Origin of the sequence: Lysinibacillus sp. OL1 (genome assembly GCF_004332175.1) — a bacterium.
GTDB classification, from domain to species: Bacteria; Bacillota; Bacilli; order Bacillales_A; family Planococcaceae; genus Lysinibacillus; species Lysinibacillus capsici.
Window position 1 is genome coordinate 56,227 of the sequence record NZ_SJDS01000012.1, and the last position, 12,504, is coordinate 68,730.

The 12,504-nt window shown below is 37.1% G+C and carries 14 protein-coding genes; 2 read left to right on the plus strand and 12 right to left on the minus strand.

Annotated elements, in window-relative coordinates:
• Positions 1-16 precede the first annotated feature (16 nt).
• The 6 genes from EW028_RS19145 to EW028_RS19170 all read right to left on the minus strand — a co-directional run bounded on the left by EW028_RS19145 (position 17) and on the right by EW028_RS19170 (position 7,289).
• Positions 17-1,246, minus strand: coding sequence for an aminopeptidase (locus tag EW028_RS19145; protein ID WP_131521954.1), 1,230 nt, complete (start codon positions 1,244-1,246; stop codon positions 17-19).
• 1 nt (position 1,247) lies between these two features.
• On the minus strand, positions 1,248-2,396 hold the full coding sequence (locus tag EW028_RS19150) for a DEAD/DEAH box helicase (RefSeq protein ID WP_004225614.1): 1,149 nt from the start codon (positions 2,394-2,396) through the stop codon (positions 1,248-1,250).
• 210 nt (positions 2,397-2,606) lie between these two features.
• Positions 2,607-3,308: a cysteate racemase gene (gene cuyB, locus EW028_RS19155; protein ID WP_131521955.1), complete on the minus strand. Its 702-nt coding sequence runs from the start codon at positions 3,306-3,308 to the stop codon at positions 2,607-2,609.
• Entirely contained in the window at positions 3,305-4,537 is a 1,233-nt protein-coding gene (locus tag EW028_RS19160) for a carboxylate--amine ligase (protein WP_131521956.1), read from the minus strand. The genes cuyB and EW028_RS19160 overlap by 4 nt, the downstream gene beginning before the upstream one ends.
• 55 nt (positions 4,538-4,592) lie before the next feature.
• A complete protein-coding gene (locus EW028_RS19165; RefSeq protein WP_131521957.1) occupies positions 4,593-5,582 on the minus strand; it encodes a C39 family peptidase in 990 nt (329 codons plus the stop codon).
• Positions 5,583-5,792: 210 nt separating this feature from the next.
• A complete protein-coding gene (locus tag EW028_RS19170; protein WP_131521958.1) occupies positions 5,793-7,289 on the minus strand; it encodes a class I adenylate-forming enzyme family protein in 1,497 nt (498 codons plus the stop codon).
• A gap of 244 nt (positions 7,290-7,533) precedes the next feature.
• On the opposite strand from EW028_RS19170, the gene EW028_RS19175 reads away from it, so the two are divergent.
• Positions 7,534-8,127 carry a metallophosphoesterase family protein gene (locus EW028_RS19175; protein WP_131521959.1) on the plus strand — a complete coding sequence of 198 codons (594 nt, stop codon included), beginning with the start codon at positions 7,534-7,536 and terminating at the stop codon, positions 8,125-8,127.
• Between the two features lie 40 nt (positions 8,128-8,167).
• Here the strand turns inward: EW028_RS19175 and EW028_RS19180 are convergent, their stop codons facing one another.
• From EW028_RS19180 to EW028_RS19205, 6 genes are all read right to left on the minus strand, one after another.
• Complete coding sequence (locus EW028_RS19180; protein ID WP_131521960.1) at positions 8,168-9,919, minus strand: methyl-accepting chemotaxis protein; 1,752 nt, start codon at positions 9,917-9,919, stop codon at positions 8,168-8,170.
• A gap of 281 nt (positions 9,920-10,200) precedes the next feature.
• Positions 10,201-10,785 (minus strand): DUF305 domain-containing protein, encoded by a 585-nt coding sequence (locus EW028_RS19185; RefSeq protein WP_004225628.1) that lies wholly within the window; start codon positions 10,783-10,785, stop codon positions 10,201-10,203.
• Positions 10,786-10,887: 102 nt separating this feature from the next.
• Positions 10,888-11,076: a cysteine-rich CWC family protein gene (locus EW028_RS19190; protein ID WP_131521961.1), complete on the minus strand. Its 189-nt coding sequence runs from the start codon at positions 11,074-11,076 to the stop codon at positions 10,888-10,890.
• A gap of 79 nt (positions 11,077-11,155) precedes the next feature.
• Positions 11,156-11,353 (minus strand): gamma-type small acid-soluble spore protein, encoded by a 198-nt coding sequence (locus tag EW028_RS19195; RefSeq protein WP_131521962.1) that lies wholly within the window; start codon positions 11,351-11,353, stop codon positions 11,156-11,158.
• A 12-nt stretch (positions 11,354-11,365) separates the two neighbouring features.
• A complete protein-coding gene (locus tag EW028_RS19200) occupies positions 11,366-11,575 on the minus strand; it encodes a hypothetical protein (protein ID WP_004225632.1) in 210 nt (69 codons plus the stop codon).
• Between the two features lie 44 nt (positions 11,576-11,619).
• Complete coding sequence (locus tag EW028_RS19205; RefSeq protein ID WP_016993469.1) at positions 11,620-11,853, minus strand: hypothetical protein; 234 nt, start codon at positions 11,851-11,853, stop codon at positions 11,620-11,622.
• A 134-nt stretch (positions 11,854-11,987) separates the two neighbouring features.
• Here EW028_RS19205 and EW028_RS19210 point away from each other — a divergent pair, with 134 nt between their 5' ends.
• Entirely contained in the window at positions 11,988-12,482 is a 495-nt protein-coding gene (locus EW028_RS19210; protein ID WP_131521963.1) for a L,D-transpeptidase family protein, read from the plus strand.
• The last annotated feature ends 22 nt before the right edge of the window (positions 12,483-12,504 follow it).

Sequence of the window (12,504 nt, forward strand, 5' to 3'; positions counted from 1 at the left end):
CTTTTCTTGACTAAAATTAAAAAGCCCAGCTACCCTTGCGGAAAATTGGCTCAACCGTACCGTCTGGTAAAATACCATCAATGTCCATTTCACCACTGCCAATCATGAAGTCTTCGTGTGTCACAGAAATATTCGCACCCAATGCTTCAAGTTGACCATTTTCTAGGTCTCTACCGCCCTCTAAGCAAGTCGGATATGCCTCACCAATAGCTAAATGGTTTGAAGCATTTTCATCAAACAGCGTATTGAAATATAAAATCTCCGACGCTGAAATGGGTGATTCGTGAGGGACAAGTGCTACTTCACCTAAATAGCTTGAGCCTTCATCTACTTGAATAAGCTCTTGTAATAAATCATGTCCTACTTCGGCCTCTGCCTTAATAATTTTGCCCTCTTCAAATGTTAATTTAAAGCCATCGATGATATTGCCCTGATAGACTAATGGCTTCGTATTACGAACATAACCGTTTACACCTTGTTTCAATGGAAGTGTATAAACTTCTTCTGTTGGCATATTGGCCACAAAGACATTATCTTCTGGTGTTTTACTACCACCAGTTAGCCATTTATGTTGTGGTGCTAAAGCGATTGTTAAATCTGTACCAGGAGCTGTATAGTGAAGCTTTGCATACTTTTTATTATTTAAAAGCTGTGCACGAGATTCTAAATTAGCTACATGCTGACGCCAATTATCAACTGCATTGCCTTCTCCAATATGAACCGTTTTAAAGATTGCTTCCCATAATGCAGGTACTTGTTGCTCCTCTGTTAATCGTGGGAAAACCTTTGCTGCCCATTTAGCTGAAGGAACAGCTACGATGGACCAAGCAATTAAATCCTTCATGACTGCATTGCGATAGTTTTTTAATGCTGCCCCTGATACTTTTTGATGTGTTGCTAGTCTGTCCGCAGGAATTCCTGTTAGCTTATCAGGATCTGCTGCATCAATCCATAATAGAGCTCCTTTACGTTCAATCAGTTCATCACGCATTTTCACAACCCATTCAGGGAAGCGATTAAATTCCTCATCGGAAGCATGCTCAAAATAAGCACGATCCAATTCATCATCGGAAAAGTTTACATGAACACGACCTGCCCCAGCCTTATAAGCCTCTTTTACAACTAAACGGGCAAAATCTAAAGCATCCACAGATGTATTGACTAATAAGTACTGACCTGGTTGGATGTTCACACCCACTTTTACTGCAAGCTCTGCATATGCCTGTAATTTCTCTTCAAATGTCATACTATTTCCCTCGCTTCTGTCCAATTGTTTTAGAATTACCTTCAATCAGCTCGCCATCATGCCATATTTTTTGCACAGGCTTGCCTGGAATTTCCCTTGTCCATTTTTTATAGGTTTTTTCATCACGATAAGATAATAAGGTTAATACTTCCCCATCTGCTCCAGCACGCCCAGTACGACCAGAACGATGCAAATACTGTTCAATTGTTCGTGGGACATCAACATGAATAACATGTGTTAAACCAGCAATATCTAAACCACGAGCTGCAATATCTGTTGCAATTAAAATACGTGCATCTCCTTTACGGAATGCATCTAACGCTTTTTTACGTTCTTCTTTCTTCATATCAGAATGGAGCGTGACAATCGGTGCTGAACGGTATTGTAGTTTTGTTTCCTTCATTAATAATTGATCGATATTATTAACAAAAGCCAACGCTCTTAAACCCTCTGTATGCGAAAGTCGGCGCAGGAAATCCGTTTTATCACGTTCTTCTACCTTCACAAAAGAATGGACAACTTTACCAACCTTTAACATGTCCTCAGGCTTAATTTTAAAACGCAGTGGCTCAAACATCATACGACTTGCCACTAATTCAATTTCCTCTGTAATCGTAGCCGATACAACAACAACTTGTCGGCCATAGGCAGAACCTTCGATAAAGGATTTGATAACAACACGGTATTCCCGACTTAGTAATTGATCACATTCATCTAAAATAACTGTTTCGACTTCTTTAAGTTTTAATTTTCCTGCTCGTGCTAATTCGTTTAAACGACCAGGTGTGCCAACAACAATCGTTGGCTTTTTCTTCAACTTTTCAATTTGACGAGCAGAATTGGCACCACCAATCAGCTGTTGAACAGTAATGTCTGTTCCAGCTGTCCACTCACGAATTACTTCTACGATTTGCATAGCGAGCTCTTGCGAGGGAGCGACGATCAGTCCTTGTGTTTGCTTTTTTGCCCCATTCACTTTATTTAATAATGGTAAGACATATGCCAACGTTTTACCTGATCCTGTTGGTGATTCCGCTACAATATCTTTGCCTTCAAGCATAGCTGGTATCATTTCATCTTGAATTTTCATGGGTGTTTCAAAGTTCCATTTTGCTTGTAGTTCTTCTTTTAATAAATTAATGACTGACATGTTATTTCCCACCTTCTATCTACTTGACACTAGTTTAACACACTCCGTAGGTTCCTACTTTATATGTACGAAGCAATTATTTAATCGTTTCAATAAAACATTGCTTCCTTTCATAAAAAATCTGCTTCACTCAACACGGAAAAGTAAGCCTGTCCACAACTCTTTCAAGAATTGTAGCTTACCCGTGAAAAGCAAGCAGATTCTTTTCAATTAATCCACTAATTCATAACCACATGCTAAAATGGCACATTCAGCTAAAACGATTAATGAATCAATATAAATGTCACTTAGCTTCAAATCTCTGTTTACAACTGAAAGCTCAGTACAACCTAATACAATTCGATCACAATTTAATGCTAGCATCGCCTCTTCTATCGGTTGCCAATCTTCTAGCGTAACATCCTTCCCAGCCTTGACGTAATCATAAATAATCGACATCACATAGGATCTCATTTCATTATCTGGAACAACTGGTGTAATACCAAACTCCTCAAGTGCCTCCTGATACATCTGTGATGTTAACGTGCCTGTTGTTGCTAAAATACCTACTCGCTTTGCTCCTAAATCAGCAGCACGCTTCGCTGTTTCACGAATCATATGCAAGACAGGTATAGGAGAACCATCTTCAATTTCTTGATAAAAAGTGTGTGCCGTATTACATGGGATAGCTATTACGTCTGCTCCTACCGAAGCTAGTTTTTTTGCATCCTCAATAATGACTGGAACTGGATTCTCCTTTGAATTATCTAAAATAAAAGCCGTACGGTCAGGAATATTTGTATCATTATCAATAATGGTATGTAAATGATCCTGATCTTTTTGTGCCTTCGTACGTCTTACAATCATTTCTCCTATAAACATTGTTGCGAGTGGACCAACGCCACCAATAATACCTAAAGTGTGTTTTTTCATGTGTTAGACAGACCCTTGTTATTAAAATATTTCTTATAGCTACGATAAAAGCTTAAATTATCAAGCGTAACATTCAACCAACGTTTTGCATTCATATCCTTATAATTAAAAATAGAATCTGTAGCCATACCTTGACGAATTAAACTTTTCGCTTCCATTACTAGTTGTTCATTTTGAACATATTTGAACAATACACCATTCGGTACGATTGTCCAAAGATGCTTGTTCTTCACATATGTTAGTTGTTGTTTACTTCCTCGAACATAATCGTTCGCTACATACTGCATTAAATTAAAGCCACTGGCCGTCACATAATAATTGGAAAGTTCATTATGTAATTCAATACTCAACAATTTATATTGACCATCACGATCATCATATTTCATATCAAATGTGGCAAAGCCTTGGAATTGTATCGCTTCAAGGAATAGCTTAACATTATCCATTAATTCCTGATGATAGGTTGTCATAATCGCTACATAACGTCCTATCCCTTCTGGAGAATGCTCTTCTAAAATAGGGTTTCCTACGGCAAGAAGTTTTGCCTTCCCATCTTGTCCTATATATGCATTAACAACACGCATGTTAGCGTCTTCACCTGGTATATATTGTTGAATCATCAGATCATCACGATAAGCTGATTCTTTATAGATAGCACGTAGTATACTGTCCTTTTCGTCCTTATCATATGCAATATATACTTTTTTCTTACCAGGAAAAATACAAGTAGCATATTTTGTCATATTCATGGGCTTAATGACAACTGGATAATCAAAAGGCATGTTGTAGTCTTCATAATCATTCACCGTGCATACATGTGTAGCAGGGTATTGAAAACCAAATTGTGCACATAGCTCATACATGCTTTCACGAGTTAAAAGTTGATGCGCAAGTGTGGCGTCTACATAAGGAACTAGAAAATCCTCTGCTAACTCCTCTTTGTGTTCTACGATTCTTTTGACATAAAATTCATCACAGGCTAATAGCAGTAATTTTTTGTCTTGGAACTCCTCCGCAATGGCTTTTAGGGCGGTCACAAACCTTTCTTCGATATGAAGTCGCGGTATCTCACGAAAAGTCCATAAATCACTTTGTTGAATTTTTTCCATGTTCGTATGGTTTAGTGCCAGTGGCTTCACACCATAGGCTTCATAAAATGCTCTAGCCATGCCATAAGCATTCATTTCATCTCCAAGTAAAACAGGTAAAAAAACGTGCTCAATGGCCATTCTACTCAACTCACTTTTACTTTTTTATTAGTGTAACATACTAATGATTTATAGCTTATTTATGAACAGCTACAGCTTGTTTGCCTAATTCCTGATAACTTTTGAAAAATTGATCGACATTGTAAGTAACATACCCTTTTAAAGGATCCATTACGACTACCTTATCACCTAAATGTCCAGTTAAGACGACTGCATGTAAGTTCATAAAAGCATCATGCGGAGTCGTTTCCCCTGTATAAATCCAGCCTCTTTCTGCTTTTCGTTTAGGCTTTGATAAATCTAGCGTTACCCATGTCACAACAGGAATACCTTCACGCACAAGCTGTAAAATATCATCCTGCGAGGCGTTACTCATATTTTTGACATGTAGGTTAGCTTGTTTATCGGTAATAACTGCCTCAGCCGCTTTGACAATTGGAGCAGCAAAAACATACATGCCACGAGCTTTATCACGAGGATTACCTGCAAAAGCTTCATTGGGATTTGGTCCAAAACGTTGATTGCCTACTGTTCGTATTTCTTGCTTTGGTAAGTATTTGTCAGTCATTTCGAGTTTTGACACATTCATCCCAAAATAATTTAATACGGCTGTAAGTGAAGTAATTTCACAGCCATGTGGCAGCTCAGGGTTTTGCATGACAACAGGGACATCTAACTCCTGATCGTCTCTTAAAAAGTGTGTTTGTAATCGATAATAGGGCTTTGTTGTATCGTAAGTGAAATTCTCGATTGTTGTATACCCATTATTTGTCGTACTATTTTCAAGTGTTGTTGCCGCAATTGCATATTCTCTCCCTGCCTTTAGCTTCGAAAATATAGCCTCTCCCTCTTCTGAACCAATCGCTTCTTCCACTACATCACCTGTTTGTACATCTGTAACCGTAAGGAAGAGATTTGGAATAGGTGCCCCGCTATTAAATTCTACTGTTAAAACCGTTAATTGATTTTTTTGTTCAGCATCTTGCTGAGAAAATGGCTGACAGCCTGAAAGTAACATAATAATCAAAATGCCAATAAGTAAAAGGCGTTTATACCCCGTCCACAAGACAAATTCCGCTCCTATTCTAAGGCGAAGAGCAGCCCCTTCGCCATTCTGTTATTCAATTTGTCGTAGACTCTATTATACGATACTTTCATAGCCGTTCCTATTTTATCTTGATTTAGTAACTATTTTTTGTACTAATAGCGAGTTACACCCAAGACGTAAACCCCAAAAATCTGGATAGCAATTATGCCAAAGGATAATGGAACTGTCTTAAATCGTTGTCACTTTCGGCCGTAATGTATGCTTTAGGACCTTCCCAGAGGCATTTCGTGGCAATTCTATTAAAAATTCAATTTCATAAGGTACTTTGTATTTGGCAAGTCGTGTTTGACAATAGGATAGTATCGAATTTTCATCAAGAGACTTTCCCTCCTTTAACACCACAAATGCTTTTGGTACTTCTCCATATACTTCATGTGGCAATCCAATCACTGCAGCTTCTAAAATTTCTGGCATTTGATATAGAACTTCTTCTATTTCGATTGGGTAAATATTTTCTCCACCACGAATAATCATATCTTTTTTTCGATCTACAATATATAAATAGCCTTCCTCATCAAAGCGACCTAAATCGCCTGAGTACAGCCAGCCATCCCTAATCGCTCTTGCTGTTTCCTCTGAATTGCGCAAATAGCCCTTCATTACTTGTGGCCCTCTTACGCAAATTTCGCCCACCTCTCCAGCTGGTACGACCTTTCCTTCACTATCAACTACACAAACCTCTGTCTGTGCTAATGGTTTTCCCACTGAGCCAATTTTCGTCAATGCATCTGTATCTAGCAGAGAGGTAGCTGCAGGTGAATTTTCAGTTTGACCATAAAGATTTTGAACCTTTACATTTGGAAATGCTTCTTTCACTTGCTTTACCAGCTCATAAGGCATCGGGGCAGCCCCGTAACATAATAAACGTAAATGATTAAAGCTATGTTCCTTGAATCCTGGAGTATTTAATATGATCGTATACATAGATGGAACACCAAAGAAAATTGTTGCCTCAGTCGCTACAATTTGAGCTAACGTTTTAGTTGGTGAAAATGCTTCTTCAATGACCACTGTTCCCCCACGATAAAACATAGGCATAGCAAATACGTGAAGACCTGCACAATGAAACAAAGGCGTACAAATAAACATTTTGTCTTTGCTAGACATTTTCATAGAAGACGACCAAATATCTGCTGTAGCCACGATATTCTGATGCGTTAGCATGACGCCTTTCGGTTTACCTGTTGTTCCTGATGTATACATGACCACTGCCGTATCGTCAGCCTCTAATTGCACAATTTTTCTAACACGATTATCATATTCAATTATGTTTTTCATTTCGTGAAATCCGATTGTATGTTGGAATGAATAGGAGACGTCCTCTAATATCTCTGTTAATCTTTCATCAAAAATTAAGCCCCTTGCTTGTGAATGATTAAAAATAAAATCAACCTCAGGAGCAGCTAATTTAGTGTTAATAGGCATTACAATAAATCCAGCTAATTGGACGCCTAAATAAGCGATTAAAAATAAATCTGAATTGAGCGTATATAGGGCAATCACATCATTTTTTTCAAAATCTTGTTCCTGCAAGTAAGCCGCAAATCTTTCTACACGTTGGTAAAAATCATGATAGCTTAATGCCTTTCCATCATACAGTGTTGCAATTGCATTTGGTTGCTGCCCTGCGTAGTCTTCAAGAATATCTGTCATAAACTTCGTCATTATAAGCCCTCCATACATTCATTTTATTATTACTGAATAAACAAGAATGGGAAACTATTAAACTTCTTAAAATTCTGAAAATTACGATTATATTTTATCAGGCAATGTATTTCTTGGCAATTTTTCCACACATTCAAAATATGTAGCTGAAGTAACGAAATATTCTTAGACATTTTACTTTTCTAGCAATTTCTATTGGGTGTATGATACTTGTACCATTATTATTAGGAAAGGCCGGGTTTAAATGCTTTATGCACTTTTAGGAGATTTACATTCTAATATAGAAGACACTAAAGCTGTTCTAGCTCATATTCAACAAACAGCAGAGGAAGCAAAAATCATTGGGTTAGGGGATTTATATGAATGCACTGTTAGTAAGAAAAAGGCACAAACCATATCTGGCTTACCTTTGCAAAAGGCGGCCATAGTAGAAAGTGAATTTGAAAAACTGCTAACCTTCCCCTCTATTCGAGGCAATCAAGAAGAACGTATTACTCAGGTCACTGGCATTGAACGTTTTAAAGCTTTACCTGAGACAATAGAGATTGATGGAGCCACGCTTATGCACGGACATCAATTTAAGTGGAATGTAAGCTGGCAACCGACTTTCCCATCCTTTCAAAAACCATTATTTTTCTTTGGGCATAGTCACGAATCAGGTCTTTATCATCAACAAAAAAAGCTGCCGATTCGTATTCGCTACGGGCAACCAATTGCGTTACAAGACAAACAATATGGTGTGAATGTAGGCTCTGTTATCAATCACCGTGAATGGTGTCTTTATGATAGCCAAAAGCGTACAGTGACATTTATGTGTGTTCCACCTATTAATCTATAAAAGAGCAAGCTAGTATGTAGACTAGCTTGCTTTCCAATTTTTAATGAATATATTGCTTTTTCCCGCTCAATAAAATTTCCTTTAACTCTTTTAACTTTTCAATTACAGCATACGATTCATCCGTAATTTCTTTTAGGTATTTTTCAGCGCCCGTTTTATTGCCTACATTGTATTCACGCACTGCTTTTTTTGCTATATCATGCACGTAAATAAATGGTTGTTCTAACTCTGCGTAGACACGCTCATCACCTAACAGTTTCTTTCCTGTGCCGTAATACCACTCGCCAAGGCGTGATTCTTTTGGAGACCCTACATCCTGCTCCGTCATCGTTTCAAAGCCTAGTAGCAAATTGTAGATTTTCCATCTCCACAATAGATGGTCGGTAATAGCTAATTCAATAATATCCTCTTGGCTAATAATAAAGTTTTTAGAAATTGTTGTGGATCGGTATCCATCAATCATTTTACTTAACTTATAAATGGCAGAGCCCATATCAAAAACGATTACCTTACTTTTTTGCATGCTTTCTGTAATAGTATGGTTACGTTCAGAAATAGTAGTAGCAGATTGTGCCTGAACCTTTGTTGTTGTAGCTATTTCCTCAAAGCGCGCCCCCTGCTGCTGTAAGTTTTTATTTAGCTCAGCTAGCGTCTGTGATATATATAAGGTATCTGTAACACCTTGATGTAAATCTTTGGAAAATTGAGTCGTCAATGAACTAATATTATGGGTAATATGAAGTAGCTCCTGTATATCTGTATGTATAGATTTGACAGATGTACTTGTATCATCAGCAAGTTTCCGAACTTCCTCTGCAACAACCGCAAAACCTTTTCCTGCTTCTCCAGCACGAGCGGCCTCTATTGATGCATTTAAAGCCAGCAAATTTGTTTGATCTGCTATTTTTTTAATTAATTCCATTAATTTCGCTACACTATTTACACGTTCAACTAAACGCCTAATATCTTCCTGCATTGATTTATGGCCTTCATCGGTTGTCTGTAAAATAGATGATACTTGTTGTAATGATTCCAAATCCTGATTTAATTTTTTAAAGGCATACTTTGTTTGCTCTGAAATATCACCAACTGATGTGGCAATTTCTTCAATACTTTCGTCTAACTCATGCATTAATTGATCTGCTGCTACAATTTCCTGTTGTTGAATCTCCTGAAATTCAATCAGTTCCTTAATGGTATCTAACTGTGTATTATAAGTAATTATTTCACCTAATCCATTTACTACGGATCCTGCTTGAATTTCAATATAGGTCTCTAAAATAATTTGTTGATCAATTGTTACTAAGCTATCGTAAGACAATAAAACATCCAGCATTTTTTCTTCATCACGAGATAGTTCTTTGACAATAAGCGGAATGATTAATTGATTAATCAGTGTATAGGCAGAAATCATCCAATTCGGTAGTACACCAATTCTTGCATGAACATACGCAATTTTACGACGCTTAAAGACATAATCTAAATCTAATTCATCATCAAATAAGCTAATAAAATGTGTATCAAACAATCCTTTTAAACGCTCTACTGTCGAATGTGTATTGATGACATGATTAAACTCTGGAATTTCCAGTAGACGAGCATAAAAATTATCGAGTATATGCTGTCGATTATTCTCGTAAATTTTACGTAAAAACCCTACAGATTCTCTTCTAATTCTAGATAAAGCAAGGAAATCCAATTTTTCTTTAAAACGTTCATTTGTTTCGATGTCTGAATTTTTCGTAGCCGAAAAATAATCATAACTTTGATTAATCTTCTTCCTTTTGAACATAGCTCCCACTCCTAGTTGTATTCAAGTAAAATATAATTACCAATATTTTAAAGCCAATTATAGATTTCTCTTCATTACCTTCAACTAATAAAACATATATATTTTACCAACAATAGAATGACAAAAATAGATTCTCATTTAATTCTTTACACTTTATTATTTTTTCGTCCACTTTATTGACAATTTCTTATTTTCTTAGTTAAACACTGTCTTTACGCAGAAAAAGCGCTAAAATCCCAATTGATTTAGCGCCTTCTTCCCATATAAACTTCTCGTTAGTGCTAGCACTCACAATCGCAATTTTGTAAGCTATCCAGTAGCTTTTCCATGGCTTCTAGTTGCTCACACAGCGTTTGAATCATGCAACGTAGGATTGGAATTAACTCTTGACAGATGCAGAATCTAAGCACATTTTGTGCCAGTCGTATACCACCCTGATGATGGACGATCATTTCCCGAAGATAATTGATATTAATGCTATTAGAGACTGGTGGAGCACACATTGCATTGAACATAGCTTCTGTAATTTCTTTGTAAGCACACATATACTCGTATAATTCATACTCTGAATTTTGTACGACACAACATCGATTTTGTATCGCTTCAAGACTCTCAACCATTTCTGTATGTGTGCGAATGATTTCTAATGCGAGATTTTGCACAGGTATATTCGTTGTATAACGTAAAACATTTTCAGACATTTGGATTGCTGCAACTTGATGAGGGATGATTTGCTTAATAAAATTTTCTGAGATACTACAAGTAATGGTAACATAGGTCATACCCTGCATCATTTTTTTGAGGATTCGCTGATATTCCTCTAAATATGCCTTTGTCACATTACTGAGTTCAATTGGTTTAGCCATTAGACACACTCCTTTCAGAGTAATGTATGCCTGCTAGGTTGTTGTGCGATAGACAATTGTACCAATTGCTCAATTTTTACCAATCTTTATCATCGTAGAAAACTATACTTGCTCTTTCTTATATGTATCTATGCATGTTGAACAAATGCATAGATTTGGCTCTCTTTGAACTGAAGTTAACAGGGTTTCTGGTATGCTAACTGTCATACACCAGCACTCTTTTTCACCTCTTGCCACGCCACAATGGTTTTCGCCTCCGCATAATGGACATTTCATTTCTCCAGTTGTCATGCTTTTACAACTCCTTTATTTTTCACCATTGTAAAATAAAAAGGGAAGAGCGCTCAATACCTTGCTCCTCCCAAAACTTTTACTGTTGATGCCTGTGTATATCTTGTTTTACTTCTTCAATGTCAGTGTCGCTATAAATAGACGTTCCACGTCCACCACTTTTTGCTAACAGGGCCTTCACTTCATTATAGGATAATCCTGCATCTGCATTTTTTTGCTTCACTTCGTTAATATTTGTACCTGCAGATGTAAACTGGATGTCTTTTTCACGATTCATCATTTTTACCTCCTATAATTCATCTGGCTGCATTTCAATTAATTCGTCGCCTTCTCTTTTTACACGCTTATTGAGTTCCTCTATTGGAATGGCATCTACAGTTTGCATATCCTCATGCAGATCGAAAAGACTAATCGTATCTGATTCAACCATATCAGGCTTGTCCTTACTATTTAAATTCATGAACATTTTCTTTTCATGTGGTATTTTTTCGATGTCCATTCTGTCACACTCCTTTACCTTTAATGTGTGTAATGCTGAACAGATTATGTGTCTTTCTCTTTCGCACTTTTATCTATTCGATGATACTCAGCTATTTGAATAACTCGTACATGTTTTGTGTGCAGTTCATGGTATATTCCCCTACTATCCGTAAAGGAGATATATTGATCGCGTTCATTTTTCACTAATTTTTCTGCCTCTTGTTGCGATTCAATAAAAATGAATCTTCGAACATAATGTACCTCATCAAAAAAATACGTAATTTTAAATTCCTTCATCTTTATGCCCCTTAATCCTGCAATGTCACCGTTTATTCTGTCCAGAAACTGAAAAACTTTGCATTCCTAACATTACCTAAAACATCTGAAGCATATAGTAGAGCAATAAATCTTTGCATTGGAGTGAATAATAATTGATTCATACTGTCAAAGCTGGTGAAACCCTTGCTCAAATTTCTCAAGATTACCGTACACCTTTGGCATCCATTATCGCTGCTAATCCAGGAATTCAGCCTGACCATCTTTTCATGGGTCAACAAATTATCATCCCCGGCTTGCCCGACCCTGAAGCAATTCCTTATCGTATCGAGATATCCACCAATAATCGCTGGCTCCGTTTATATAAAAACAATATCCTTCAAAAACAATACCCAATTGCAGTCGGACGCATGCTTCACGAAACACCTGTAGGTAGTTTTATTATCATCAATAAAGCGCCAAACCCTGGCGGTCCTTTTGGCACGATGTGGATGAGTCTTTCTAAAGAACATTACGGAATTCATGGCACAAATGATCCTAGCTCGATTGGGCATGCTGTTTCACATGGGTGTATCCGCATGCAAAATCGAGATGTTGAAGAGCTAGCCAGTATTGTGCCAATAGGTACAGAGGTAGTGATTCATCCCTAACTAAAAAGGCTATCTAGTCAGT

Bases quoted from the DNA above. Each gene is read 5' to 3' on its own strand.
- EW028_RS19145 (WP_131521954.1), bottom strand. From the start codon at position 1,246: ATGACATTTGAAGAGAAATTACAGGCATATGCAGAGCTTGCAGTAAAA.
- EW028_RS19150 (WP_004225614.1), bottom strand. From the start codon at position 2,396: ATGTCAGTCATTAATTTATTAAAAGAAGAACTACAAGCAAAATGGAAC.
- cuyB (WP_131521955.1), bottom strand. From the start codon at position 3,308: ATGAAAAAACACACTTTAGGTATTATTGGTGGCGTTGGTCCACTCGCA.
- EW028_RS19160 (WP_131521956.1), bottom strand. From the start codon at position 4,537: ATGGCCATTGAGCACGTTTTTTTACCTGTTTTACTTGGAGATGAAATG.
- EW028_RS19170 (WP_131521958.1), bottom strand. From the start codon at position 7,289: ATGACGAAGTTTATGACAGATATTCTTGAAGACTACGCAGGGCAGCAA.
- EW028_RS19175 (WP_131521959.1), top strand. From the start codon at position 7,534: ATGCTTTATGCACTTTTAGGAGATTTACATTCTAATATAGAAGACACT.
- EW028_RS19180 (WP_131521960.1), bottom strand. From the start codon at position 9,919: ATGTTCAAAAGGAAGAAGATTAATCAAAGTTATGATTATTTTTCGGCT.
- EW028_RS19185 (WP_004225628.1), bottom strand. From the start codon at position 10,785: ATGGCTAAACCAATTGAACTCAGTAATGTGACAAAGGCATATTTAGAG.
- EW028_RS19190 (WP_131521961.1), bottom strand. From the start codon at position 11,076: ATGACAACTGGAGAAATGAAATGTCCATTATGCGGAGGCGAAAACCAT.
- EW028_RS19195 (WP_131521962.1), bottom strand. From the start codon at position 11,353: ATGAATCGTGAAAAAGACATCCAGTTTACATCTGCAGGTACAAATATT.
- EW028_RS19200 (WP_004225632.1), bottom strand. From the start codon at position 11,575: ATGGACATCGAAAAAATACCACATGAAAAGAAAATGTTCATGAATTTA.
- EW028_RS19205 (WP_016993469.1), bottom strand. From the start codon at position 11,853: ATGAAGGAATTTAAAATTACGTATTTTTTTGATGAGGTACATTATGTT.